The 23,686-nt window shown below is 63.1% G+C and carries 26 protein-coding genes; 7 read left to right on the forward strand and 19 right to left on the reverse strand.

The window, feature by feature from the left end:
* Positions 1 to 6 precede the first annotated feature (6 nt).
* Positions 7 to 1,035: a transporter gene (locus AC1RQ5_RS01490; protein WP_493196834.1), complete on the reverse strand. Its 1,029-nt coding sequence runs from the start codon at positions 1,033 to 1,035 to the stop codon at positions 7 to 9.
* Between the two features lie 37 nt (positions 1,036 to 1,072).
* Positions 1,073 to 1,567 carry a hypothetical protein gene (locus tag AC1RQ5_RS01495; protein WP_493196835.1) on the reverse strand — a complete coding sequence of 165 codons (495 nt, stop codon included), beginning with the start codon at positions 1,565 to 1,567 and terminating at the stop codon, positions 1,073 to 1,075.
* A gap of 252 nt (positions 1,568 to 1,819) precedes the next feature.
* Between AC1RQ5_RS01495 and AC1RQ5_RS01500 the strand changes: the two genes are divergently transcribed.
* A complete protein-coding gene (locus AC1RQ5_RS01500; RefSeq protein ID WP_493196836.1) occupies positions 1,820 to 3,328 on the forward strand; it encodes an alkaline phosphatase D family protein in 1,509 nt (502 codons plus the stop codon).
* Between the two features lie 187 nt (positions 3,329 to 3,515).
* A complete protein-coding gene (locus AC1RQ5_RS01505; RefSeq protein WP_493196837.1) occupies positions 3,516 to 4,169 on the forward strand; it encodes an outer membrane protein in 654 nt (217 codons plus the stop codon).
* A gap of 92 nt (positions 4,170 to 4,261) precedes the next feature.
* On the opposite strand, the gene AC1RQ5_RS01510 is transcribed toward AC1RQ5_RS01505, so the two are convergent.
* Positions 4,262 to 4,444 (reverse strand): hypothetical protein, encoded by a 183-nt coding sequence (locus AC1RQ5_RS01510; protein WP_493196838.1) that lies wholly within the window; start codon positions 4,442 to 4,444, stop codon positions 4,262 to 4,264.
* Positions 4,445 to 4,611: 167 nt separating this feature from the next.
* Here AC1RQ5_RS01510 and AC1RQ5_RS01515 point away from each other — a divergent pair, with 167 nt between their 5' ends.
* Together AC1RQ5_RS01515 and AC1RQ5_RS01520 are read left to right on the forward strand one after the other, a co-directional pair.
* Positions 4,612 to 4,965: a hypothetical protein gene (locus AC1RQ5_RS01515; RefSeq protein ID WP_493196839.1), complete on the forward strand. Its 354-nt coding sequence runs from the start codon at positions 4,612 to 4,614 to the stop codon at positions 4,963 to 4,965.
* Between the two features lie 154 nt (positions 4,966 to 5,119).
* Positions 5,120 to 5,386: a hypothetical protein gene (locus AC1RQ5_RS01520; protein WP_398465569.1), complete on the forward strand. Its 267-nt coding sequence runs from the start codon at positions 5,120 to 5,122 to the stop codon at positions 5,384 to 5,386.
* A gap of 173 nt (positions 5,387 to 5,559) precedes the next feature.
* On the opposite strand, the gene AC1RQ5_RS01525 is transcribed toward AC1RQ5_RS01520, so the two are convergent.
* Positions 5,560 to 5,829, reverse strand: coding sequence for a hypothetical protein (locus AC1RQ5_RS01525; protein WP_493196840.1), 270 nt, complete (start codon positions 5,827 to 5,829; stop codon positions 5,560 to 5,562).
* A gap of 458 nt (positions 5,830 to 6,287) precedes the next feature.
* Between AC1RQ5_RS01525 and AC1RQ5_RS01530 the strand changes: the two genes are divergently transcribed.
* From AC1RQ5_RS01530 to AC1RQ5_RS01540, 3 genes are all read left to right on the forward strand, one after another.
* Positions 6,288 to 7,736, forward strand: a complete 1,449-nt coding sequence (locus tag AC1RQ5_RS01530; RefSeq protein WP_493196841.1) for an OprO/OprP family phosphate-selective porin — start codon at positions 6,288 to 6,290, stop codon at positions 7,734 to 7,736.
* A 56-nt stretch (positions 7,737 to 7,792) separates the two neighbouring features.
* On the forward strand, positions 7,793 to 9,043 hold the full coding sequence (locus tag AC1RQ5_RS01535) for an RNA-guided endonuclease InsQ/TnpB family protein (RefSeq protein ID WP_493196842.1): 1,251 nt from the start codon (positions 7,793 to 7,795) through the stop codon (positions 9,041 to 9,043).
* A gap of 326 nt (positions 9,044 to 9,369) precedes the next feature.
* A complete protein-coding gene (locus AC1RQ5_RS01540) occupies positions 9,370 to 9,609 on the forward strand; it encodes a DUF2171 domain-containing protein (RefSeq protein WP_493196843.1) in 240 nt (79 codons plus the stop codon).
* A gap of 142 nt (positions 9,610 to 9,751) precedes the next feature.
* Here the strand turns inward: AC1RQ5_RS01540 and AC1RQ5_RS01545 are convergent, their stop codons facing one another.
* The 15 genes from AC1RQ5_RS01545 to ihpA all read right to left on the reverse strand — a co-directional run bounded on the left by AC1RQ5_RS01545 (position 9,752) and on the right by ihpA (position 23,633).
* The gene (locus tag AC1RQ5_RS01545) at positions 9,752 to 10,210 is read right to left on the reverse strand and encodes a hypothetical protein (RefSeq protein WP_493196844.1); all 459 of its coding nucleotides are present in this window, start codon (positions 10,208 to 10,210) and stop codon (positions 9,752 to 9,754) included.
* Positions 10,211 to 10,212: 2 nt separating this feature from the next.
* Complete coding sequence (locus tag AC1RQ5_RS01550) at positions 10,213 to 10,479, reverse strand: hypothetical protein (protein ID WP_493196845.1); 267 nt, start codon at positions 10,477 to 10,479, stop codon at positions 10,213 to 10,215.
* Positions 10,480 to 10,572: 93 nt separating this feature from the next.
* A complete protein-coding gene (locus AC1RQ5_RS01555) occupies positions 10,573 to 10,809 on the reverse strand; it encodes a ribbon-helix-helix domain-containing protein (protein ID WP_493196846.1) in 237 nt (78 codons plus the stop codon).
* A gap of 56 nt (positions 10,810 to 10,865) precedes the next feature.
* Positions 10,866 to 11,066, reverse strand: coding sequence for a hypothetical protein (locus AC1RQ5_RS01560; RefSeq protein ID WP_493196847.1), 201 nt, complete (start codon positions 11,064 to 11,066; stop codon positions 10,866 to 10,868).
* Between the two features lie 51 nt (positions 11,067 to 11,117).
* Complete coding sequence (locus tag AC1RQ5_RS01565; RefSeq protein ID WP_493196848.1) at positions 11,118 to 13,304, reverse strand: heavy metal translocating P-type ATPase; 2,187 nt, start codon at positions 13,302 to 13,304, stop codon at positions 11,118 to 11,120.
* Positions 13,305 to 13,314: 10 nt separating this feature from the next.
* The gene (locus AC1RQ5_RS01570) at positions 13,315 to 13,518 is read right to left on the reverse strand and encodes a hypothetical protein (protein ID WP_493196849.1); all 204 of its coding nucleotides are present in this window, start codon (positions 13,516 to 13,518) and stop codon (positions 13,315 to 13,317) included.
* Complete coding sequence (locus AC1RQ5_RS01575) at positions 13,518 to 14,255, reverse strand: flagellar hook-basal body complex protein (protein ID WP_493196850.1); 738 nt, start codon at positions 14,253 to 14,255, stop codon at positions 13,518 to 13,520. The genes AC1RQ5_RS01570 and AC1RQ5_RS01575 overlap by 1 nt, the downstream gene beginning before the upstream one ends.
* A gap of 26 nt (positions 14,256 to 14,281) precedes the next feature.
* Entirely contained in the window at positions 14,282 to 15,181 is a 900-nt protein-coding gene (locus tag AC1RQ5_RS01580) for a cation diffusion facilitator family transporter (RefSeq protein WP_493196851.1), read from the reverse strand.
* Between the two features lies 1 nt (position 15,182).
* Positions 15,183 to 16,022 carry a hypothetical protein gene (locus AC1RQ5_RS01585; RefSeq protein WP_493196852.1) on the reverse strand — a complete coding sequence of 280 codons (840 nt, stop codon included), beginning with the start codon at positions 16,020 to 16,022 and terminating at the stop codon, positions 15,183 to 15,185.
* Positions 16,022 to 16,486 (reverse strand): hypothetical protein, encoded by a 465-nt coding sequence (locus AC1RQ5_RS01590; protein ID WP_493196853.1) that lies wholly within the window; start codon positions 16,484 to 16,486, stop codon positions 16,022 to 16,024. The genes AC1RQ5_RS01585 and AC1RQ5_RS01590 overlap by 1 nt, the downstream gene beginning before the upstream one ends.
* Positions 16,487 to 16,500: 14 nt before the next feature.
* Positions 16,501 to 17,631, reverse strand: a complete 1,131-nt coding sequence (locus tag AC1RQ5_RS01595; RefSeq protein ID WP_493196854.1) for an OpgC family protein — start codon at positions 17,629 to 17,631, stop codon at positions 16,501 to 16,503.
* A gap of 61 nt (positions 17,632 to 17,692) precedes the next feature.
* Positions 17,693 to 18,061, reverse strand: coding sequence for a hypothetical protein (locus AC1RQ5_RS01600; protein WP_493196855.1), 369 nt, complete (start codon positions 18,059 to 18,061; stop codon positions 17,693 to 17,695).
* Positions 18,061 to 21,282, reverse strand: coding sequence for an efflux RND transporter permease subunit (locus AC1RQ5_RS01605; protein WP_493196856.1), 3,222 nt, complete (start codon positions 21,280 to 21,282; stop codon positions 18,061 to 18,063). Before AC1RQ5_RS01605 ends, AC1RQ5_RS01600 begins: the two co-directional genes overlap by 1 nt.
* 81 nt (positions 21,283 to 21,363) lie before the next feature.
* On the reverse strand, positions 21,364 to 22,368 hold the full coding sequence (gene ihpB / locus AC1RQ5_RS01610; RefSeq protein ID WP_493196857.1) for a divalent metal ion exporter adaptor subunit IhpB: 1,005 nt from the start codon (positions 22,366 to 22,368) through the stop codon (positions 21,364 to 21,366).
* Positions 22,365 to 23,633 carry a divalent metal ion exporter subunit IhpA gene (gene ihpA / locus AC1RQ5_RS01615; RefSeq protein ID WP_493196858.1) on the reverse strand — a complete coding sequence of 423 codons (1,269 nt, stop codon included), beginning with the start codon at positions 23,631 to 23,633 and terminating at the stop codon, positions 22,365 to 22,367. Before ihpA ends, ihpB begins: the two co-directional genes overlap by 4 nt.
* Between the last annotated feature and the right edge of the window lie 53 nt (positions 23,634 to 23,686).

The raw sequence follows: 23,686 nt of genomic DNA on the forward strand, positions 1-23,686 counted from the left end.
ACGGCTTCAGAACCGCGCCGACACTCCGATGAAAGGGCTGTAGCGCGGAGACGCGAGCGTCACGCCGAAATTTACCCCGCAGTCCAACTGGACGTCCTTGGTGACCCGGTAGGCCATGCCGCCGCCGACCAGGCCGACGTCACCCATGCCATCGCGCAGCCCTGTCCTTGCCGCGACCTCACCGTACGTCGAGAACTTCTCCGTCCACGCATAGCCGAGCGTCGCTGATGCGGTCGTCTCCACGTGACGGCCGACGGCATCGAGGTTCTTCACGGAATGGAGGCCGACGTTCATGCCGAAGGAGAAGTTGTCGCCTAGCTCGGTGGCGAAGAACGTCTGCAATCCGCCGTCGAGGGCTTCCGGACTGACGCCGTTGTGCGTTTCCGTCGGAAGCGACACGTACGGCAGCACCGCGAACGCCGTCGAGCTGGATTTGCCGAAGGTGTCATTTCCCCAGAGATTCCATTTCGCACGCAGAACGACAGCGCCTGATCCCGAGGCGACTGCACCGACGCCGGGACCCACGGTCCGTTGCCGCGCATAGGGTGCCACGATGATCGTCGCCTCGAGGTCGTGCGTGAGGCCGATCCGGATATTGCTCCCCACCAGCTCATAGCCACCCGTCACCGCCCCATCTGCATCCGGACGCGAGCGCGCGTACCCGAATGCCGTTGTCTCGACCTGGACCCGCCCGGCGTCGACCGTGAAAGGCACCTCGGTGATGTCCGGACGGTCTGTCGTCATCTCGCGCAGCAGCCGGTCCGGCGTCGGGTTGGCCAGCGAGTATGTCGTCTTGTCGTCGGCAGCGGACGCATTCACGCCGCTCGCCGACAACATCGCGCAGATTACAGGCACCCAAATACGCCAAGATGCTGCGAGGCTCGCCTCCGACGGCAGCATCCAGACCAGGTCGATAAATTTCGGGCCGCCGCGGCGCCCCAATTCGCTAATGCAACTCATTCGCAAGAAAAGCCACGAGAAGGTTCCCGTGTCAAGTTTTTTGCAAGTCGTTCGCAAAACGAAACAGGCGCCCATAGGCGCCTGAATCCTTCCTCCCCGATCAACGGGCTATCTAGTGGTGGCCACCACCATGACCGAAGCCACCATGACCGAAGCCACCATGTCCAAAGCCGCCGTGTCCGAACCCACCATGGTGACCGAACCCGCCGTGACCGAAGCCGTGATGGCCGAACCCACGACCGTATCCGAAGCCTCCGAATCCGAACGACCTTCCGTAGCCGCCATAGCCGTAGCCGCCGTAGTAGCCGCTTCCGTAGTAGGCCGGCTGCCAGCCGCCGTAGTCGTAGCCCGAGTACGCGGGCTGCAGATAATGCGATCGGTACTGACGGGCGTAGCCCGACCCGTACATGCGATGATGCCCGCGATGTGCGTGATGGCGATGCGAACGATGATGACGTCGGCTTGCTCCGACATCGGTCGCCTTGCTCTTCGCGGACGTCGAGATCTTCTGCGACTGTTGCGCCGCTGCGACGGCACCGGTGCTGATGAATGCGCCCGAGAGGGCGATCGTGGCGGTGACGGCAGCAGCGCTAATCCAAGTCTTCATTTCAAATCCTTTGTTTTCCCAGCGATGACCAATGCCAATGACACACGCTGTTTCCAGCGAAATATCCAAAGCACCATCACGATCGCGCGACACCCTCGAGTGTTGCAAAAACACAGCGGAAAACACCGATGATTTTATCATGCATCTTCATCGAGCTAACTTCTCGGCTACTACACTTCGCCCGTCCTGACATTCGCATCGACGAGCCTCGAAGCGCTGGCGTCACGCGTACAAGGTTGCTATCTGCGTCGCATGCGACGATTAGCAGCGACCAGCACGAACGGCATCGATGGATCGGGACGAAGCGAGTCCGATGACGGCGACGAACCTTCGACGCGTTCCAAGACCGAGATCGTCGGCCCCCTTCTCTATCTCCAAGGGCTGCGCGACGGACGCGTCCATCTCGTAGCCCTGATGGTGATGCCGCTCGCGGCCGCCCTCCCGGTCCTGCGCATCGACGACCGCTTCGTCACTGGGGCATCCATTCTCGAATGCGATGGCCGGCGCATCCTGCGCTACGCTTTCGATGTCGCGCCATCCTCCGACGGATCCTACGAGATCGACGGCCGAAGTTTCGCGCTGGACACCGCGTTCGACCGCGACCTCCGGATCGCCTTCGTGTCCTGCAATGGTCAAGAAGCCGGCGACCGGGGCCGGGACCGAAGCGAACGCAACGCCATGTGGCGACGGTTGGCCAACGAGCACGCCGTAAGCCCGTTCAAGCTGCTCCTTCATGGCGGCGATCAGATCTACGCCGACGAAGTCCTCGACGCCCATCCGCTGATCCGTCGATGGGCCGATGGTGAGACCGTACGCCCAACGCGGCCTCAGATCGACGAACTTACCGGTGTGCTGCGTCGAGCGTTCTTCGCCCGGTACGTTGGCGTCCTAGGCGAAGCGGATAGCGCCACGCTGATGTCGAGCGTCCCATCCCTCGCCGTGTGGGACGACCACGACATCTGCGACGGATGGGGATCGATGGACGCGGCGAAGCTCGACGCCCCGATCGGACAACTGCTGTTCGAGATCGCGCGCGAATTCTATCTCGTCTTCCAGTTCGGAAGCGAGCCGGACGATCTCCCCGAAAGCGTCATCGATCAGACCGGCACCAGCCTGACCTGGCACGTGAAGTTGCCCGGTCTCCATGTGATCGCTCCGGACCTGCGTTCGGAACGGCGCTGGGATCGAGTAATGGGCGAAGAGGGCTGGCGCGCCTTCGACGTGGCTATGGCCAAAGTAGACACCGGACGGGTGCTGCTTCTCTCCAGTGTACCTGGTCTCGGTCCTCGCCTATCGTGGGTCGAAGCGGCGCTGAACCTGCTGCCGAACATGCACAAGTACGAAGACGATCTGCGGGACCAATGGCAGAGCCGCGCACATCGCACCGAATGGCGACGCTTCCTGGAACGGCTGGCGGAGATCCACCGCAATCCGGCGACGCCCGTCACGCTGCTGTCAGGCGAAATCCATCTGGCGACCCGCGCGACGTTCGACACGGCGCCTGCGCCGATGCACCAACTGGTCGCTTCGGGCATCTCGCACCCAGCCCCGACCGTCGCCTACGTACTGGCGCTCGATGTCCTGGCGCGCTTCGGAGAGACGCCGGTGCCGGGCAAGCCCATCCGCCTGCATCCGCTGCCGGGAAAGAAGTCGATCTACATCTCGCAGCGTAACTATCTGGTGCTGGAACGCCGGTCTGGCGAATGGTCGGCAAGCTGGGAGCTGGAGAAAGACGGAAGGACGGCGCCTCTGAAGCTTTAAGCGCCGCGTTCACAGTACTTCGAAACAGACCCGAGTTCTCGCCACTACCGGCGTACAATCAGGAAAGGTTCCGACGATTTCGGCTCACGAACCCGTGCGCGAGATTGTGCACATGTGTGGCAAACCGGTGACGCCAATGAGGCTGGAAGCTTTCTAGGGTCCCTCCGTGATTCCAACGGAGACCATCATGAAAAAGTATCTTCTCGCCTCGGCCGCCATCGCGGTTCTCGGCACCACGGCAGCTTCGGCAGCCGACCTCGCCGCCCGCCCCTACACCAAGGCTCCGATGGCGGCGCCGGCAGTGGTCTACAACTGGACCGGCTTCTACATCGGCGGTCACGTCGGCGGCGCCTTCCGCGGCAACTCCAACAACATCCTCGGCGGCAGCAGCGACGGCAGCTTCATGGGCGGCGGTCAGATCGGCTGGGACACGCAGTTCTCGCCGAACTGGGTCTTCGGCCTCGAAGCCAACTATAGCTTCCTCGACGCCCGCGGCGTGATCGCCAACCGCGGTCTCGGTTCGGTCACCGGTCGTCTCGGCTACACCTGGGGTCCGACCATGCTCTACGTGAAGGGCGGCTACGCATGGGCCGACTCGCGCTTCATCAACGGCTTCACCGGCGACTCCGGTCGTAACGGCTACACCGTCGGCGGCGGTCTCGAATACCTGTTCACCCAGAACTGGTCGGGCAAGATCGAGTACCAGTATTACGACTTCGGCACGACCAACTTCGCGACGCCGGTCACGCTTATTCCGGGCAACTTCCGCAACGACGAGCACACCATCAAGGTCGGCCTGAACTACCGCTTCAACTGGGGCAGCACCCTCGGCGGCTTCTAAGCCTTCGCCTCCGACAACGAGCCCGGCCTAGTGCCGGGCTTTTTCCTTTGCGGACGACACGTGGCGATCGACGAAGATCGTCTGCCCGCCATCTACGTGCAGGCCACGCCGAGATCGCGCGCTTCGCGCCGGATGACTTCCTGGATCTCGCGTAACGGTGACTGAAACGCTCCTTCGATCGCGTTCGCGTATGCGAACGTGTCTACGATCGCGTTGCTCGGGGCGCTGGCCAGGTGGCGTCGCACCTCGTCGATGAGATCTCTGTTTTCAATCATCGCAATCGCAGCTCCCGTCGCTCGGCATCGACCCTAGAACGGGCTACAACACCGAACCAGTGAGCAAAAAGTCTCGCACGAACGGCCCAGCGCTCATTCTCGCAACAACGGAACGTTGCGGCCATCCTCCCGTTCGACTCCAGCAAACGACAGCCATGGAGACCGACATGAATTTGAAGAAGACAGCTCTCGTCGCGGCCGCAGTCATCGCTCTGTCCGGATCCGCCTTCGCCCAAGGCGGCGGAGGCGGCGGTGGTGGTGGTGCCGGAGGCGGTGCGGGTGGAGGTGCCGGCGGAGGCGCAGCAGCATCCGGAACGTCGGGCGGTGGTTCCGGCGGCATGGGTGGTACGGGCGGCACAAACTCCGGCAGCAGCGGCGCCAACACCACGACGTCCGCGCCCTCCTCCACAACCGGCTCGTCGAGCACGGGCGGTCCAGCCGGCTCACCGGCGACGAACTCGCTCGGCAACGCGAACACCGGCGTCATGCCTTCGACCGGCGGCAACACCGGCAATCGCTGATCTAATTCGCCTCGCGCCTGAGGGCTCCGTCGTTCGGCGGAGCCCTTTTGCTTGAGCCCGCAACTAAGTCTGTCGCGCTCGGGACCTATGGCCGCGGGAACGAGTCCAGACGGTGTCGATTGCCGAATTGCGAACCAACCACGGAGCACTCGCAATGAAGAAGATCGCAATCACGGCCGCAGTCGTCTCGTTCATGTCGACGGCAGCCTTCGCTCAGACGACCGGTGAGAACATGCGCCAGCCCAACGCTCCCGCAGGCGCGACCAACCATCCGATGCAGGATCCCAATCGCACCGCCATCGAGAACGGCAAGACGAGTGGCTCGAACATGCGCTCGCCGGACAACTCCACGAACGTCAATCGCGGCGCCGCGACGAAGGACGGTGACGGCCAGACCAAAGGCGGCATGAAGACCCACTGATCCCGCCTGCAGATCGATCAGCGCAGCGAGGGCCGGCAGCGATGCCGGCCCTCGCTGCATGTGGAAGCGGGTATGCGGAAGACTCCTACGATTCAGAAACCGGAGTTCATCGACGACCTCCCCTCCCGAAGCAAAAAAGGCCCCCGAAGGGGCCTTTCGCATCTCGACGGCAATCAGTAGCTACGATGCATGCGCGGCGCACCATGTCGCGCCGGCACGCCGTGACGTCCCATGCCGGGCGCCACCATCATGCGCGGCCCGCCATGTCCCCGCCGCACCATCGCGGGCCGATTGCCGCGGTGGCCGCCGCGCCAGGCGCCACCACCATGGCCTCCGCCTTGAACCACGACACCGCCGTGCTGCGCCTGAGCCTGCGACGTGAACGTCGGGACCGCGAGACCGAACGTGGCGACGGCGGCGATCGCCAGAATTAGTTTACGCATCTTCTTCTCCTCGATTGAAACGAACTGGACGAATGCGGAGATCGACCGTGCGTTCCCCTACTATCAAACGAATCCTTGCGATGCCTCATTCGCGCATCAACTCACGTCGATCAACTATCAAAACCAACGCGTTGTTCGCTGTTCATCCCGAGATCGTCGATAAAAACCCATGATAAAATCATGGGTTTTTATCGACGAATTACATCGACGGATTTCCTCATTGTGAAAGCGCGACACGCGCACAGCTTCGATCGTTCGACGATGCGGGTTTAGTTGAACTGTCGCAAACCGTCCCTACGGTGCCCGCGAGCTCAAAAGACGGCTCGCCCGGAGATTCGGATCCGCAACTACACAAATCGGACGCCTGGTCTTCGCCAACACATCACCGCAAACCTGCACATGCCCGCGAAGCGATTCACGGCGCGCGCGAGGCTTTGCCTATACAGGGGCACTACTCCATGAATTTCGTCACCAAGGGTTTCCTCGCGACGGTCGCCGTCGTCGGCGCACTCGGCACCGGCCAGGCGCATGCACAGTCCGCAGGCGACGGTGAGATCGCCGCGCTGAAGGCGCAGCTTCGCGCGCTCGAGAAGAAACTCGACAACGTCCAGAAGCAGGCGAACCACACGCAGAAGAAGGCCGACACCGTCCAGGCCAACTTCGCCAACGCCAACGCGGCCATGCACAAGAAGGCCGTGCCCTTCCTCGACGCCACGCTGAAGATGCCGGGCAATCGTCCGACCTTCTGCACCTCGGACGGCCTGAACTGCGTCGCCGTGACTAGCCGCCTCCATCTCGATGCCGGTGCTTATTCGTACAGCCCGAACTCGGCGGCCACCACGCCGCAGACGCTGAACGACGGCATCAACGCCCGTCGCGCCCGTCTCGGCGTGATTGGCGTTTTCAACAAGGATTGGGAATACGGCCTGATCTTCGACGCCGGCGGCACCACCGACGGCGCCGCAGTGCTCAACAACGCGTACGTATCCTACAAGGGCGTCAAGGGCCTCGTCATCCAGGGTGGCTACATCGACGTTCCCTACACGCTCGACCAGTCGACCAGTTCGAACAACGGCCTCTTCATGGAGCGTGCAGCACCGCAGGTGCTGGCCACCAGCCTCGCCGCCGGCGACTTCCGCTCGGCATTCGGTGGCTACACCTTCGGCGAACGACACTGGATCGGCGCCTACGTGACCGGCCCGGTCACCGGCACGATCAACGTCAACCACGCCCAGCCGCAACCGCTCGGCGCCACCTTCCGCGCGGTCGGCCTGCCGATGCGAAACGAAGTCGGCACCATTCTGGTCGGTTTCGACGCTCTCTACCTGGCGCAGACCGGCGGCCCGACCAACAACACGCTCGGCATGAGCGACCGCATCGAAGTCCGCATCGACCCCGCGTCAAACGGCCTGCTCAACACCGGCACGATGCAGAACATCAACAGCGCGCGCGTCCTCAGCGGTGAAGCCGCCGCCCAGTTCGGCAGCTTCATGGCTCAAGGCGAATACTTCGATTTCGCAGTACAGCGCACGAACGGACTCGGAGACCTCGGCTTCAACGGCTACTACGGCCAGGCGAGCTACGTTCTCACCGGCGAGCAGCACAAATACAGCGAAACGTCGGGCTCGTTCGGCGGCATCAATCCCAAGCATCCGGTCAACTTCGCGATCGGCGACTACGGCGCATGGGAGCTCGCGGTCCGCTACAGCTATGCGAACCTCAACGATCTCAACATCCGCGGCGGCGAAATGAAAAGCACCACCGTTGGCCTGAACTGGTACGTGAACCAGAACATGCGATTCATGTTCAATTGGATCAACGGCACCGTCGATAAGACGAGTTCCGCGGGCCTAGACACCGGCGCCGGATACAACGTCTTCGCAATGCGTACGCAGGTCGCCTTCTGAAACATCGAAGGGCGCCGCGACATCGGCGCCCTTCTCACTTTCTCCGGATACACTGGATGAGCCATAGCATTCCCGCCAAGAAAGGTCGGCAAGAACGTCCGGTCATGCCGTCGGCTCCGAACGACCACGGCGCAGGCCTCGGCCAGACGATCGTTCGCAAGTCGTACCGATACAGGATCTACCCTGACCCGGCGCAGAAGGAATTCTTCGATCGCACGATCGGATGCTGTCGGCTGCTATACAACCTCTGCCTCGACCAGAAGAAGCTCGAGCTCGAACGTAGCAGCCCAAGGAAGCTGTTCGCATTCGATCAGATCAACGAGCTGCCACAGTTGAAGCGGGACTTCCCGTTCTTCAAGGACGCCCCCGCCAACGCCCTGCAGCAGGTTGTCCTCGATCTCCATCGGGGTTTCTCGAACTTTTTCGCGGGACGTGCCCGCTTTCCCAAATTTCGTCTGAAAGGCCGACACAACTCGTTCCGGCATCCGGATCCCAAGCACGTCAAGATCGAGAAAGACCGCATCTTCATGCCGAAGTCCGGATGGACCCGGCTGGTGATGCACCGGCCGATAGTCGGAGCGATCAGAAACCTAACCGTCAGTACGGTCGCCGGCGACTGGTTCGTGTCGATCCAGGTCGAACAGGATATCGGCGTCGTCACAAGCGACAACGGCAACGCCATCGGCATCGACCTTGCAGGTCCGCGGCCCGTCTTGTCCGATGGCCGGTCGCTCCATCTACCGGAAGTTTCGCAGGAAGAGCGACGCCGGATCTCGACGATGCAGCGCACGTTGGCGCACCGGACCCCGGGATCTCGCAACCGCCAGAAAGCCATCATTCGACTCGCCCGGATGCAGGCCAAACTCGCCAGGCGCCGAAAGGACGCGCTTCACAAGGCTACCACGACGATCGTCAAAAACCACGCCGTCGTCGTGATAGCTGATCTGAAGATTATACGGACGGACGAAGCCCGGTCTACGGAGGTTGCCCCCTTACGCGCCGTGCGGCCGCATATCGGCGAACACCGGAAGATCCTGGACATCTCACCTCGAATGATGCGCGACATGCTTGAGTACAAGGCGCCATTGTACGGATGCCGGATGGTGGTCGTAGATCCCCCTGCTTCCGGCGAGCCTGAAGGTGGCGACGAAACTGCGAGTGCCAAGAGAATCTTGGAAGATGGGATCGTCTCAACCGGAGGGCTTCCGGGGATGGCCTGTGAATCGAGCCGCTCCGCCGGCCGGAAGCAGGAAAAGACGTCTGCGAGGACGGCGGCCGGGTCACAAGACCCGGGTAGCCACGTTTAACTGGATCATGAGGGATGCGCGGCCCTTCCGGAAACGCTGCCTTCACCGTATCCCGGACATGCCTGCATTTCTGCATGGGACAGAGGGAGGTCCAATCGGGCAACTGAACTCCTTCGAGCCGGTCCCCGACCATACATTGGGCCGGAGCCTGCATATGAGCGTTGTCGATGCGTCCGGATGGGAGGTCGTCGACGAAGCCAGCCATGATCCTTCATCAGGACCTTGCGTGTAGAGCCAGCAAGCGCCTCACGTCTCTTTTCCGTCCTTCAAGCAACCATGCGCCGTCATCGGAGTTTCAGGAGTCCCAACAAAACAGGGAGTCCAAGATGGTCGATACCACGAAAATCACAGAGCACATGGACGTGATCTCGTCCGATAAGAAGGTGGTCGGCAAAGTCGATCATCTGGACGGGCCCGACAAGATCAAGCTGACCAAGGCCAGCTCGCCGGATGGCCAACATCACCATTTCATTCCAACGGAATGGATCGACCACGTCGATCAGCATGTCCACCTGAACAAGTCCGGTGACGACGTCACCGCACACTGGCAGCATGGCAAGTCGTAAGCCACTGTCATGGAGGCGCGGCCCTATCATACCGCGCCTCTTCGTCGCTCTGACTCGCTGGAGCCGCTCGCACTATCTGCAGTGGCAGCGATACGAGGCCCGGACAGCCGATTTAAGCAAACCGACGAAATATTCAGGTCATCTACCTCCCGAAGATTCCCTTCCTCAGCTCTTCAGGACCGAGATAATCGATCAGTTCGGGAGTTTCAGCGGCAATCTCCCTAAAGCGAAGCAGCGCCGCTTTAGCGAGCCTCTCAGAACGGCCCCTGATGCCGCAGGTCGCCTCATCCAAATCCGGGAAATAATCCAACGTGAGCGGCATTACGGCTATCCGCTTCGCATCAATATGGAAGGCGGAGGATTGCCCAAGCTCCCTCGCTTGCGCTGCATTGATTTCGATCTCGCCTTTCGCCTTAGGCCGGTCCCCTCGATCTCGCGTTGTCGTAAACACGGCAATCAAGGCATGGCCCTGCGTCGGGTGTCGAAATCGCCTCAAGCATAAGGCGATGTGGCGCTCGTCGGATGGAACGTTCGGACGCTCAGTTTTGGGAAACTTGGTCCAGACGAAGTGGCCGTGGTCGATGACCGGATCGCCTTTCAAGGTCATTTCAATGCAGCAGCGAAGATGGCATCGAAAGTCGCTTTAGTAGCCTCGTACTCCTCGTCCGACTCGCCCTCGATCCTCTCCAGTTCGTATTCAAGGATGTCGGCAGGGACGAACACTTCCAAGTCACCGATTCTAACCGGCATCTTGAACTTCTCGCGGACGATCGCAGCAACCAACCGCTCAGGATCGGTATCGAGCTCACTTGCTCGACTGTCGATGCGCCGAGCGAGTTCGTCAGGAAATTCGATATGGAGTACACTCATAGTCATCCCCTTCATCATTACACAATACTATCAGTGCATAAATACATCACGCCTCTAATCGTTACAATTCTACGTACTGGGACGCGTTTCATCTCACCCTTCGTCAGCCGCGCTCTTCGACTCATTCGTCTTGGTCCGGAAGTGACCGAGGACGAACACCCGCAGCGCCGACGAATAGTTGAAGTGTTGCTGCCCGCTCAGAACCCGGGTGGCCAGTTCGGCGGCTGAGCACTGCTCCTTCGCCGCGATCTCCCGAAACGCTTCCCAAAACTCGTCCTCCAGGGTGACGTTAGTCTTCCGGCCGTGCAGCGCGATCGAGCGCTGCTTCATCTGGCCCGAGCTTCTCTTCCTGCTGCCGAATTGCGGCGCCTTCACCAGAGCCCTGTTCACTGCTTAACGACCGCGATCGCGCCGCTGACAAGCTCTTCGTTCTCGGCAAGTTGTATCCATGACAACGCGCTCTGGAGCGCGCGCATCGCGTCTTCCTCGTTGCCCTCCGACTGAAAAGCCTCCGCTATCCGTGCAAATTCCGCCCCTCGCCTACGGTACCGAACCGATAGTGGCGTCATGAACGTCCGCTGATCCATTTCACCCTCCATTCGACGGAGCAGCCTGTGAACCCTGCTCCGCCGCCGCAGTCAGCGCGCGGTTATCCTGAGTAGCCGCAGCGCGTTCATCGTGACGAGCACTGTCGCGCCTGTGTCGGCCAGGATCGCGGGCCAAAGACCGGTGATCCCGGCCACCGTCGTGACCAGGAAGAACGCCTTCAACCCGAGGGCCACGGCGATGTTCTGCTTGATGTTCGTCATCGTCCGTCTGGACAGCTCCACCATGGCTGCGACGTCGGAGACTCGGCCATGCAACACGGCTGCGTCGGCCGTCTCCAGCGCAACATCGGTGCCGCCGCCCATCGCGATGCCGACGTCCGCGGCAGCGAGAGCCGGCGCGTCGTTGATACCGTCGCCGATCTTGGCAACCTTCTTCCCGCCGCTCCGGAGTTCAGAAACGATGCGCTGCTTGTCCTGCGGCAGCAATCCGGCGCGAACGCGGATTCCGATCGCAACGCCGACGGCAGTCGCGGTCCGCTCGTTGTCGCCGGTCAGCATCATCGTCTCGATGCCGAGGTCGCGCAGGCGCCTCAGCCCCTCGGCCGCGTCCGGACGCGGCTCGTCCCGCATGGCGATCGCGCCGGCTGGGGAACCATCGACGAGGAGGACCGAAGCGGTCTTGCCGACCTCGTTGAAGGCGACGATCAGCTCCTTCTGCTGATCGGTGAGCGCAGCATGCTCTTCGACGGCCCGCGGCGAGCCGAGGAAGACGAGACGCCCCTCCACCGTCCCCCGGACGCCCTTGCCTCCGACGGCGCTCGCGTCGGTTGCCGTCGGCACCTCGATGCCCCGATCGGCAGCAGCGGCCACGATTGCAGTAGCCAGCGGGTGGCTGGAACCGGACTCGAGCGCCGCCGCGAGCCGCAGCACCTCGGCTTCAGGAACGCCGAAGGACGCAACGTCGGTGACCTGCGGTTTGCCGGCCGTCAGCGTGCCGGTTTTGTCGAGACAAGCGACCTGTATCCGGCCGATTTCCTCAAGGACAGCACCGCCCTTCAGCAGCAGACCGCGGCGGGCGCCTGCGGAAAGGCTCGCCGCGATCGCCGCGGGCGTCGAGATCACCAGTGCGCACGGGCAGCCGATCAGAAGGATGGCGAGACCCTTGTAGATCCACTGCTGCCAGTCGCCACCGAACGACAGCGGCGGAACGACGGCGATCAGCGCCGCGATCACGACCACACCAGGCGTGTAGTATTTCGAGAAACGGTCGATGAAGCGCTCGGTCGGCGCCTTCGACTCCTGCGCCTCCTCCACCAGGCGGACGACGCGCGCGATGGTGTTGTCTGCGGCGGCCGCCGTGACCCTGACCCGCAGCACGCCGTCGCCGTTGATCGTGCCTGCATAGACGGTCCCGTCGATGCCCTTGCGGACCGGCGTGCTCTCGCCCGTGACCGGCGCCTCGTCGATCGCGCTCTCGCCGGCGATGATGACTCCGTCCGCCGGGATGCGGTCGCCGGGACGCACCTGGATGACAGTCTGGACCTCCAGGCTCGCTGCCGGGACTTCCTCCACCCTGCCGTCCCGCTCGAGCCTGGCGGTCTCCGGAACGAGTTTGGTGAGATCCTGGATGCTGGCCCGCGCGCGGCTCGCGGCGACGCCCTCCAGCAGTTCCCCGATCAGGAACAGGAAGACGACCATGGCCGCCTCTTCCGTCGCCCCGATGAAGACGGCGCCGATGGCGGCGATCGTCATGAGCATCTCGATGCTGAAAGGCGTTCCGGAGATGGCTGCGTTGAAGGCGCGTCCCCCGATCGGCACCAGACCGATGAGCATCGCCGCCAGGAACGCCGGGGTCTCGACCGCCGGAACGAACTTGCCTAGCACGAAAGCCGCAGCGAGCGCCGTTCCGACGGCGATGGTCATCGTCGCTTTTGCGGTCCGCCACCAGGGCGTCCGCGGGTTCGACGCGTCACCGGCGGCGGCATGATCGTGGTGATCATGAGAATGGCCGTGGTGATGGTTAGAAGGCTTGGAACGCACCTGGCTGCCTTCCCCTCCGACGTCGAGCACCTTGTAGCCCAGCCCTTCGACCCGTTTCCGGAACGACTGGACGTCGGAGGCCGTATGCTGGACCGTCACGGTGCCAGCCGGGACCGACACCCTGACCTCGGACACGCCCTCGACCCGTAGCAGGGCGTTCTCGATCTTCGTGGCGCAGGAGGCGCAGTCCATGCCCTCCACCCGCATCCTGGTCTTTTCGGCTGTCGCAGCGCTCATGGCCGACCTCTCATGTATCGTGCCGCGCCGGATAGCGCTGCAGCGTCTGGTTTAGCTGGTCGCGGAGAAGCTCCGCCTCGATCCGGAACATGCCCGTCGGCGGAGGCGTCACGCATGTCACCACCCTGCCCGTCGTCCCATCGCGCACGCACCATCCGTCGCCGTCCCGGCCGATCTCGAATCTCGCATCGTCGTCGCCGGCGGGCCGTTCCATCAGTCCTCTCCCGCTCCCGCCAGTTTCCGGAGCTCTTCGGCGGGCTCGCCCTTGAAGACCGTCTTGGCCAGGACGTCGTAGGCATGCGTGGCGGCCATCATCCGGCTCATCTCGTCGGCCGGCCTGACGTTCGCCATTTCGAGGACGCCCGTCGCCAGGCGCCCCTTCCCGGACGGAATGTCGATCGGCGGCGTCACCGACGAGAAGAGTCCGCCGCCCTCCGGCGTCAGTTGCTGACGGTCGGCGAACCGGACCATCCGCAGGCCGGCGACGCGTCCCTGCGACGTCGAAATGGAACCGTCCCCCGAGATCGCGACGGGCCCGTCGCGCTGCTGCACGATCAATGGGCCGTTGCTGGTCATGACGGGCGCCCCGTCCAGCGTCGTCAGCTTGCCCTTCCCGTCCAGCGTGAAGGCTCCGGAACGGGTGTACCGGGGCCCGGCCGCCGTATCGACGACGAAAAAGGAAGCGTCGTCGATTAGCGCCACGTCCAGGAAATTCCCGGTCGCCTTCACTCCGCCGACGGCGAAGTCGGTGAACTGCGAGGTCGAAACCATCGAGCGCTTGGCTAGATCCGGAACCTCCGCCTCCTTGGCGTCGGTCAGGTACTCCCTGAACTGCACACGTCCCGCCTTGAACGCCGGCGTCGTCTGGTTCGCGACGTTGTTGGCGATCGAATCCAGATGCTTCCTCATCGCGATAAGGCCCGACAGGCCGATCATCTGCTTGTCGCTCATGACGACCTCCGATCTTTGAACCGCGGTCAGAAGCCGAGCTGCGCTTCCGCGCTTCTCATCGCCTCGTCCTCGACCTGGATGGTGACGTGTTCGATGCCGAATTCCTTCCGAACGCGCGTCTGCGCCTCCCGCAAAACCTCGCGCCACCGGGTCGCGTCCTCGACGACGAGGTGACCGCTCATCGCGTCGGTGCCCGAGGTGATCGTCCAGACATGCAGATCGTGGACCGCGGTCACGCCGGTGATCGAGCCCAGGCTCGCGGTCATTTTCTCCACGTCGACGTTGGCCGGCGTCGACTCCATCAGGATGTTGACCGCCTGCTTGAGCAGGATCCAGGTACGCGGCACGATGAACAGACCGATACCGGCACCGATCAGCGGGTCCGCCAACTGCCAACCCGTGAACATGATGACGAGGGACGCCACGATCACGCCGACGGAGCCCAGCATATCGCCAAGGACCTCGAAATACGCCCCTTTGACGTTCAAGCTTTCCTTCGAACCGCCGATTAGGAGCCACATGCTGACGAGGTTCACGGCGAGGCCGATGAGCGCGACGATCAGCATCGGTCCGCTCAGCACCTCCGGCGGCGCCAGGAAACGCTGGTAGGCCTCATAGATGATGTAGACCGTCAGCAGCAGCAGGATGACAGCGTTGGTCAGCGCCGAAAGCACCTCCATGCGGAGGAAACCGTAGGTTCTCTGCGGCGTCGCAGGCCGCGCGGCGAACCTGATCGCCAGGAGCGCCAGGCCGAGCCCTACGACGTCGGTCGCCATGTGCGCCGCGTCCGCGAGCAGCGCGAGGCTGCCGGTTATCAAGCCGCCGATGATCTCGGCGACCATGTAGGTGGCCGTCATCGCCAGCGCGATCGCGAGCCTCTTCGAATGTTTCGCCGCCGCCGTTCCGTGTGAACCGCCACCGTGCATATCAGATTTCCTTTGCTTCCGGCGCACTCAGCGAGGCACGCAGTTTCTCTTCCAGCTCGTCCAACAGGAACAGGCTGACGTCATCGACCGATCCGTGTCCCTTCGCGAAGGGTTGCTCGAGCAACCTGATGAGGTACAGGACGTAGACGAACATGTAGGCCATGAATCCGAACAGGATCGCGGACGCGGGATCTCCTTCGGTCTTCAAGAGCATCAGGAGGATGATGATCGACGAGACCAGCGTCTGGACAAGCACCCGCACCGAGGGCACGAACTCGACTCGCTGGATCGTGTAGATACGGAGCAGCGAGCTACGGAGCCGGTCCTGCGAATTGCGAAGCCTGACGACGAAATTCGACGCCATTCCGAGGCCTTCGAGCCGTCCGAGGATGGGTGTCAGCTTCGCGAGTTCTTCCAGCGCCGGCGTGATGTCCTTGTGGTCTTTCGCATGGCCGAGGCCGATCCGTAGTTTCCGCAGCAGCGCGATCATGATGTTCCGATGTCTCGCGAGATCAAACGTCGTCTTATCCTCGGCGAACATCTCCAGGTCGCCGTCAATCGCCTCGATATCGGTGCGGATAGCCGCCGGGATGCGTTCCGCTTCCTTGTAGTCCGCCAAGATGCTGGACAGCATGAAGCCGATGATGAAGATCGCACCAGCGATGCCGCTGGTGACGAGCCGATTGAGATCGAGCAGTTCGAGGCCAGAATAGTGGATCGCGAGCTTGATGGCGCTCAGGATCAGCACCACGGACGCCACGATGAAGAACAGCCTGAACTTCTTTCGGTAGCTAATATTGGCGCCGCCGAAATGCAGATGGCCTATGAGCGAGTGTTCCATCATCGTCTTCTGCGCTCGATCACCGGCGAAAATCCGCTGCGTGTCCATGAATACATTTCGGTCGTCCCGCCTTTGCGAACTGCGAGGCAGATGCGTCCGCCGTCGTTGGTGAGAGTCGTCTCGTCCGCGTATGTCCGAAAGACGGGCGACCACCCGTTTCCGCTGCGTACAAAAACCTCATGCAGGCAACCACCCGAGCGGCAGACCGCCGAGCGATTCGTGCAGGTGAGCTTGTCGTAGTGAAACGACACGAACTCCCGGCCGTCCCCTTCGATCGACACCGTGAAGAGATGCTGCGCGGATGGTTGGTTGCCGCATGCGACGGCTCGGCTCTGGACGAGCCTGCGAAGCTCCGTCGGAAGATTGTCGATGTGATACGGAGCGCGGGGCGGCTCGTCGGCGAAGCCGGCGCGCGCCGTGGCGCCTTCCGAAGGAATCAGCAGGGTCAACACAACGAGTGCCATCGCGCGCATCGTTCTCACCCCGCCTTCGCCGGCTTGGCCTTGCCGGCCTTCGCCCATTTCCGGAAATATGCGACGCCGATCATCGTGCCGATTCCGGCGAGGCTGACGAGTAGCTGGAACCAGAACGCCTCGGACACGAGATCGATGGCGAAGTACGCGACGAAGGCCAGGAACACGCCGGCGCAGAAGACTTCGAGCGACTGCTGGCCGCACACGATGATCGGCCGCCATACCGGCCACTTCAGCGCGGGCGCCTCCCTCGAGATCAGGCGAGAAACGACGATGGCCAGTGCCAGGAAATGGATGATGCGGTAAGGCGCTAGATTGGTCTTGTCATTCGGAATGAAGAACGAGCGCACGGCGTCGGGCAGCATCTCCTCGTTGCCGGTGTGTGCCGCCACCGTGACGACGGCAGAGAACACCAGGATGGCGATGCAGATCGGCATGACGAACCCGGAGCGCAACGCCTTATGCAGCGTCGCGCGGTCGATGACCGCCGTCCACGCGCCAATCACGAACAGGAGCTGCCACGCGAGCGGGTTGAAGTACCAGGTACCTGACGGATACCCCGCCAGATTCCATCCCATCTGCCGAGCGGCAAGGTACAGAGCAAAGGACGTCGCGAGCGCGACGTTCGGCGCCTTGGTGAGGAGCCAGAGCACCGGCGGGAACGGTGCCATCAGCACGATGTAGAGCGGCAGCACGTCGAGATTCAGCGGGCGATATTCGAGTAGCAGACCGTGCTTGATGAATTCGACGGGGTCCGCGATGAGGAGGCGGATGTTGAACTCGTCGAGCAGGTGCGCATGCCCGTAGCGCTGCGCCACGTAACCGATGGCCACGACGTAGAAGACGAACAAGAGTATGTAGGCGACGTAGATCTGCCAGACGCGACCGAGGACGCCGACCGCGGCCTTGAAAAAGCCCACCGTCCGCATCGTACGCGCGTAGACGAACGCGACCGTAAAACCGGAAACGAACACGAACAATTCCGCTGCGTCACTGAAACCGTAATTACGCGCGGTGATCCATGCGACCAGGTTGTTGGGCACGTGATCGAGGAAGATCGCCCAATTCGCGAGTCCTCGGAAGAGATCGAGTCTCAAATCCCTCCCTGGACCCTTGTCGTTCGTTGCTTCTGTCATCTTTTCCACTCAGAAGCGCCGCACTCGGCGGCGCTTCGATCAGCGAGACGGACGTGTCCGGTCAGTTCTTGAACTTGGCCTGGCCGGACTTGCCGGCAGCGGTCTTCAGGGTGACTGCGACGGACGCACCCTTGGCGATCTCGCCCTTGGCTTCCGCCTTGAGCGCGTTGCCTGCGGCTACCAGCGGAATCGTCTCGCGATCGCTTCCGGAGGTCAGCATGACCGATCCGGAGAAGCCGCTCGTAGAGACGGGCTTTTTCGCCTCGTCGAACACGTTGAACGTCAGCGTCTTTCCGGAAGCGACCATCTCGACTTCCACACCTGCGACGTCCTCCATCTGGCCGCCGTTCGGCCCCTTCTCATGGACGTGCTGCGCGAGCGCCGGAGTGGCGAGCAGCAGCGCGGACGCGACGAGCAGGATCTTCTTCATCAGTGGTCTCCTTTGGTGGCGTGGACAGGCATCGCCTCCACATGGGCAGGCGAGGATTCCCGGCGGAACAGGATGTAGAGCGCCGGAAGGACGAGAAGCGTGAGAATGGTCGACGAGATGATGCCGCCGATGACGACCGTCGCCAGCGGACGCTGCACCTCGGCGCCGGCGCCGGTCGCGATGGCCATCGGCACGAAGCCGAGAGAGGCCACCAGCGCCGTCATCAGGACGGGTCGCAGACGGGTAAGCGCGCCCTCGCGCACGGCATCGGCGATGTTCTTTCCTTCGAGCCGGAGCCGTTCGATGAAGGTGATGATCACCAGACCGTTCAGCACGGCGACACCGGAAAGCGCGATGAACCCGATGCCGGCGCTGATCGAAAGCGGGATGTCCCGCACGAACAGCGCGAAGATTCCGCCGGTCAGCGCCAGCGGCACGCCGCTGAACACCAGCAGCGCATCCGCTGCGGACCCGAGGCTGATGAACAGCAGGAGGAAGATCAGCAGCAGCGCGATCGGAACGACGATCGTCAGACGCTGGGTGGCCGAGACGAGCTGCTCGAACTGACCGCCCCACCCGATCCAGTAGCCCGCAGGCAGCTTGACCTTCTGGGCGACCTGCTGCTGCGCATCGCCGACGAACGAGCCGAGGTCACGGCCGCGTACGTTTGCCGACACCACGATGCGGCGCTTGCCGTCCTCACGGCTGATCTGGTTCGGTCCAGGCGAGACCGAGATCTCGGCAAGTTCAGCCAACGGCGCGTAGCGCATCTGAGACAGAGGCGACGTGCCGAACACGGCCGGCGTGGCCTTGTTCTGGTTAGGCTGGCCTTCGACGGGAGGCAGCGGGATCGGCAGCGCCTTGATCGCCTCGACGTCCGTCCGGAGCTCGTCCGGAAGACGCACGACGAGGTCGAAGCGGCGGTCGCCCTCGAACACCAGGCCTGCGGTCTTGCCGCCCACGGCGATCTCGACCAGATTCTGGACGTCCGACACGCTGATGCCGAAGCGCGCCAGCGCCTTTCGGTCGAGCTTGACGGTCAGCACGGGCAAGCCCGATACCTGTTCGGTCTTCACGTCCGCGGCGCCCTGGATACCCTGCAGGGCGGTCTGCACCTGTCCGGCGATCTGGGCCAGCACTTCGAGGTCGTCTCCGAAGATCTTGACGCCGACGTCGCTGCGCACGCCCGAGATGAGCTCGTTGAAGCGGAGCTGGATGGGCTGCGACAATTCGTAGAGGCTGCCCGCGACCTCCTCCGAGGCCTTCTCGATCGCCTTCATGACTTCCAGCTTCGGCTTCTTGGGATCCGGCCACTGGTCGCGCGGCTTCAGCATGACGTAGCCGTCCGAGATGGAGGGCGGCATCGGATCCGTCGCCACTTCGGCGGTGCCGGTGCGCGCGAAGGCTTCCTTAACCTCCGGGATCTTGTGCAGACGCTCTTCTAGCGCCTTCTGCATCTCGACGGATTGGGTAAGACTCGTCCCGGGGATGCGCATCGCCTGGATAGCCACGTCGCCCTCGTCGAGACTCGGGATGAACTCGCCGCCCATCTTGGATGCGGTCCATCCGCTGACGACCACCAGCGCGACCGCCGCGACGGCGATCATGCTGCGGAAACGGATCGCCAGATCCAGCATCGGCACGTAGGAACGATGTGCCAGCCGCATGAACCAGTTCTCCTTCTCGGAGACCCGTCCGGTCACGAACAACGCGACGGCCGCGGGAACGAAGGTCATGGACAGGATGCTGGCACCGAGAAGCGCGATCAGCACCGTCAGCGCCATCGGCGTGAACATCTTGCCTTCGACGCCCGTCAGGGTGAGGACCGGTAGGTAGACGACGGCGATGATCAGGGTACCGAAGAGGCTCGGTTTGATGACCTCCCGAGATCCTTCGATGATGGTTGCGAAGCGTTCGTCGCGGGTCAGCAGTCGTCCCTGCTTCGCCTGCTCATGGGCGAGCAGCCGCAGACAGTTCTCGACGATGATGACCGCGCCGTCGATGATGATGCCGAAGTCGATGGCGCCCAGACTCATCAGATTGGCGCTGACCTTGTTTTCGTACATGCCCGTGATCGTGAAGAGCATGGAAAGCGGGATGACGAGCGCCGTCGCGAACGCCGCCTTGAAGTTTCCGAGAATGAGGAAAAGGATCACGATGACGAGTACGGCGCCTTCGACGAGGTTCTTCTCGACAGTCGCGATGGTCGCGTCGATCAGGTGCGTACGGTCGTATATCGCGCGCAGCGAGATGCCCTCCGGAAGCGATTTCTGGATCTGCTCCAGCTTCTGGGCGACACGCTGCGCCACGGTCCGTCCGTTCTCGCCGATAAGCAACATCGCGGTACCGAGCACGACCTCCTTGCCGTCCACGGTGGCGGCACCCGTTCGCAGATCGGTCCCTTCCTTGACCTCCGCGACATCCAGAATCCGCACAGGGACGCCGTTCCGCGAGCCGATCACGATCTGGCTGATCTCTTCGGAGTTCGCGACCTGTCCGGGCGTGCGCACCAGATACTGCTCGCCGTTCTTCTCGATGTAGCCGGCACCGACGTTGGCGTTGTTGTTCGCCAGCGAGGTCATGACGTCGCGGAAGCTGAGGCGGTAAGCCATGAGCTTGGCCGGATCCGGAAGCACGTGGAACTGCTTCTCGAAGCCGCCGATGGTGTTCACCTCGTTCACGCCCTGCACGTTGCGAAGCTGCGGCTTGATGATCCAATCCTGCACGGTCCGCAGGTCGCTCGGCGTGTAGGCCTTGCCCTCCGCGTTCTTCGCGCCCTCCTTCGCCTCGACCGTGTACATGTAGATCTCGCCGAGCCCCGTCGAGACCGGCCCCATGGCCGTCTCGATGCCGGTCGGCAGCGAGTCCTTCACGCGCTGGACGCGCTCGTTGACGAGCTGACGGGCGAAATAGATGTCGGTCCCGTCCTTGAACACGACGGTGACCTGGCTCAGTCCGTAGCGCGACAGCGAGCGCGTATTGACGAGGTTGGGGAGACCGGCCATCCCCGTCTCGATCGGGAAGGTGATGCGCTGCTCTACCTCCAGAGGCGAGAATCCAGGTGCGTTTGTGTTGATCTGGACCTGGACGTTGGTGATGTCCGGCACGGCATCGATCGGCAGACGCGTGAAATTCCAGACGCCGAAGGCGCCCATCATCAGCACGCCGATCATGATCAGCCAGCGCTGATGGACGGAGAACGAGAGAAGCTTGTCGATCATGTTCGAATTCCCGACATGACGATCCCCTTCAGGGACCCGTGAAGGCTCAGGCTGACGCGGGCTTGCGGCGTCCGGACGGACTCAGTGCTCATGGGACGCCGATCCCTTTCCGAGCTCCGCCTTCACGATGAAGCTGTTCTTCGCCGCGTATTTGTCGCCTTCGAGCAACCCGAACAGGATCTCGATGTTCTCGGGATCGTGCGCTCCGATCTCGACGTCGCGGGCCTCGAACTTGTCGCCGTCGCGGACGAACACGACCTTGCGGTTCTCCACTGTCTGGATCGCGGACGCCCTGACCGCGATCGGCACCTTCTTCGCCGCGAGGATGAGCTTCGCGGACACGAAGAGGCCTGTGCGCAGACGCATGTCGGGGTTCGGAACGACGGCGCGCGCGAGCGCGCTCTGGGTGTCGCTGCTACCGACCGGCGATATGTAGGACAAAGCCGCCTCGACGGGGGCGCCGCCGTCGCCGACGTCGATCAGGATCTTGTCTCCGATCCTGACGCGCGGCAGGTTGCGCCGATAGACCGAAAGGTCGACCCAGACCGTCGAGATGTCGGCGACGGTGAAGGCCGGCTTCTGTTCGGACGCGTACTCGCCGAGAGAGATCTGCCGGTCGATGACGGTGCCCGAGATGGGCGCCCGCATCTCGTACACGGTCAGGCTCTGGTTGCTCTCGATCTTGGCCAGCAACTCGCCCTTCTCGACGTTGTCGCCGATGCGCTTTTTGATCTCGCGCACGACGCCTGGAAACCGCGGCGTCACCTGCACCAGCGTTTCCTGGTTCGGTTGCAGGATGCCGTTCAACGGAAGCGAGTCGCGCAGCGTTGCGGGGCCGGCAGCGAGGATCTCGATGTTGGACGACGCGACGCGTGCGTCGTTCATCTCGACCGCCCCTTCCTCGCCGTGGCCCTTCTCCTCCTCGCCGGCGCCGCCCTTCTTCTCGTCCTTGGATTTCTCACCCTTGGCGTTCTTCGGCGCTGCCGCGGTCCGCGTGTCGTTCTTGCTCGGTGCGTACGCATAGACGCCGGCGCCGAGTGCGAAGATCGCGACCGCCCCTACCAGAAACATGACGGGCTTCTTCATCGTGCGCTCCCCCGAGCCAATGCAAACGGATTGCCGACGAGCCCCTCGATGGTGGCGACGGCGACGTGGAAATTCTGTTGGGCTTCCTGTTCGCGCAGGCGTGCCTGCGCGACGCTGGCTTGTGCGTCCAACACTTCGAGCAGCGTGTAGCGTCCCTGCCCGTAGCCTTCGAAAATGGCGTCCGCCGCCTCCTTCGACTTCGGAATGGCGCTCTCGCGCAGGATGGCGAGCTCGCGAAGCGAGCCGGTCAACGAGTCGTAGGCGCGGCCCGCGATCACGATCAGCGTATTGCGGTTGCCCTGCCGCTCGGCGGCGGTCTTGGCGAGGCTTTCCTGCGCGGACAGGATGTTGCCCTGGTTCTGATCGAAGACCGGGATCGGCACGGACACGGAGAGACGGACCGCGCTGTCGCCGGTGTCGTTGTAGCGGCGCCAACCGGCAGCGACGGTGACGTCCGGATACGGCCGAAGGCGCGCCAGCAGAAGCTCGGCGTTCCGCTGCGCGTAGATCGCCTTCCAGCGTACCAGTTGCGGATTGGCCTCGATGGACGCCACCACGGATTGGAAGCTCGGCGGCCTGCCGACCGCGTCCAGGCGTCCGGAGACCGAACTGAACTTCGGCGCCGTATCGCCCATCAGGATCGCAAGTTCGCGGCGCGCCGTTGCGAGCGTCGATTTCGTGCGCTCGAGATCGGCCTTGACGAGTGCCGACGCCACCTCTGCCCGGCCGGTTTCCGCGATCGAGGACGCTCCGGCCTCGACACGCCGCTGCAGCAGCGGAGTGAGCTTGTTGATCGCCTCGACCTGCTCTTCGAGAATGTTGATCCGGCGCTGGAGGCCGAGGACGCTCACGAAGGCGACGGCCGTTTCCGACAAAACTTCCAGTCGCACAGCCTGGCGGCCGATGCCGGCGGCGTCGAGACCAGCTTGCCCCGCGGAAATGCGTGCGTCGCGCTTTCCCCAGAGCTCGAACATCTGGCTGACCTGGAGCGTCGAGTTCGCCGAGCGCGTGCCACGATATGCGCCCGATCCGAACGAGTCGTCCTGTTCGTAGGAGACGTCCGGATTGATCAGCGCGCCGGCCTGGATTCGCTGCCCTGTCGCGATCCCGACGTCACGTTCGGCTGCGGTCAGACGCGGGCTGGCGGCGAGCGCGCGCTGCAGCGCGGCCCCCATGGTGAGGGTTTGCGAATGGGCCACCCCCGTCGGCAACGCGACGAGCAGCACAGCCGCGCACGCGAGACGCGTGGCGTATTTCGGGAACATGATGAAAAGCCTGACGAACGACGGATTCTGGGCGCAATGCGCCCGGCGACTAC

Source organism: Tardiphaga sp. GW821-FHT12E02 (genome assembly GCF_058807155.1).

Bases quoted from the DNA above. Each gene is read 5' to 3' on its own strand.
- AC1RQ5_RS01490 (WP_493196834.1), bottom strand. From the start codon at position 1,035: ATGGGCGCCTGTTTCGTTTTGCGAACGACTTGCAAAAAACTTGACACG.
- AC1RQ5_RS01495 (WP_493196835.1), bottom strand. From the start codon at position 1,567: ATGAAGACTTGGATTAGCGCTGCTGCCGTCACCGCCACGATCGCCCTC.
- AC1RQ5_RS01500 (WP_493196836.1), top strand. From the start codon at position 1,820: ATGCGACGATTAGCAGCGACCAGCACGAACGGCATCGATGGATCGGGA.
- AC1RQ5_RS01505 (WP_493196837.1), top strand. From the start codon at position 3,516: ATGAAAAAGTATCTTCTCGCCTCGGCCGCCATCGCGGTTCTCGGCACC.
- AC1RQ5_RS01510 (WP_493196838.1), bottom strand. From the start codon at position 4,444: ATGATTGAAAACAGAGATCTCATCGACGAGGTGCGACGCCACCTGGCC.
- AC1RQ5_RS01515 (WP_493196839.1), top strand. From the start codon at position 4,612: ATGAATTTGAAGAAGACAGCTCTCGTCGCGGCCGCAGTCATCGCTCTG.
- AC1RQ5_RS01520 (WP_398465569.1), top strand. From the start codon at position 5,120: ATGAAGAAGATCGCAATCACGGCCGCAGTCGTCTCGTTCATGTCGACG.
- AC1RQ5_RS01525 (WP_493196840.1), bottom strand. From the start codon at position 5,829: ATGCGTAAACTAATTCTGGCGATCGCCGCCGTCGCCACGTTCGGTCTC.
- AC1RQ5_RS01530 (WP_493196841.1), top strand. From the start codon at position 6,288: ATGAATTTCGTCACCAAGGGTTTCCTCGCGACGGTCGCCGTCGTCGGC.
- AC1RQ5_RS01535 (WP_493196842.1), top strand. From the start codon at position 7,793: ATGAGCCATAGCATTCCCGCCAAGAAAGGTCGGCAAGAACGTCCGGTC.
- AC1RQ5_RS01540 (WP_493196843.1), top strand. From the start codon at position 9,370: ATGGTCGATACCACGAAAATCACAGAGCACATGGACGTGATCTCGTCC.
- AC1RQ5_RS01550 (WP_493196845.1), bottom strand. From the start codon at position 10,479: ATGAGTGTACTCCATATCGAATTTCCTGACGAACTCGCTCGGCGCATC.
- AC1RQ5_RS01555 (WP_493196846.1), bottom strand. From the start codon at position 10,809: ATGAAGCAGCGCTCGATCGCGCTGCACGGCCGGAAGACTAACGTCACC.
- AC1RQ5_RS01560 (WP_493196847.1), bottom strand. From the start codon at position 11,066: ATGGATCAGCGGACGTTCATGACGCCACTATCGGTTCGGTACCGTAGG.
- AC1RQ5_RS01565 (WP_493196848.1), bottom strand. From the start codon at position 13,304: ATGAGCGCTGCGACAGCCGAAAAGACCAGGATGCGGGTGGAGGGCATG.
- AC1RQ5_RS01570 (WP_493196849.1), bottom strand. From the start codon at position 13,518: ATGGAACGGCCCGCCGGCGACGACGATGCGAGATTCGAGATCGGCCGG.
- AC1RQ5_RS01575 (WP_493196850.1), bottom strand. From the start codon at position 14,255: ATGAGCGACAAGCAGATGATCGGCCTGTCGGGCCTTATCGCGATGAGG.
- AC1RQ5_RS01580 (WP_493196851.1), bottom strand. From the start codon at position 15,181: ATGCACGGTGGCGGTTCACACGGAACGGCGGCGGCGAAACATTCGAAG.
- AC1RQ5_RS01585 (WP_493196852.1), bottom strand. From the start codon at position 16,022: ATGGAACACTCGCTCATAGGCCATCTGCATTTCGGCGGCGCCAATATT.
- AC1RQ5_RS01590 (WP_493196853.1), bottom strand. From the start codon at position 16,486: ATGGCACTCGTTGTGTTGACCCTGCTGATTCCTTCGGAAGGCGCCACG.
- AC1RQ5_RS01595 (WP_493196854.1), bottom strand. From the start codon at position 17,631: ATGACAGAAGCAACGAACGACAAGGGTCCAGGGAGGGATTTGAGACTC.
- AC1RQ5_RS01600 (WP_493196855.1), bottom strand. From the start codon at position 18,061: ATGAAGAAGATCCTGCTCGTCGCGTCCGCGCTGCTGCTCGCCACTCCG.
- AC1RQ5_RS01605 (WP_493196856.1), bottom strand. From the start codon at position 21,282: ATGATCGACAAGCTTCTCTCGTTCTCCGTCCATCAGCGCTGGCTGATC.
- ihpB (WP_493196857.1), bottom strand. From the start codon at position 22,368: ATGAAGAAGCCCGTCATGTTTCTGGTAGGGGCGGTCGCGATCTTCGCA.
- ihpA (WP_493196858.1), bottom strand. From the start codon at position 23,633: ATGTTCCCGAAATACGCCACGCGTCTCGCGTGCGCGGCTGTGCTGCTC.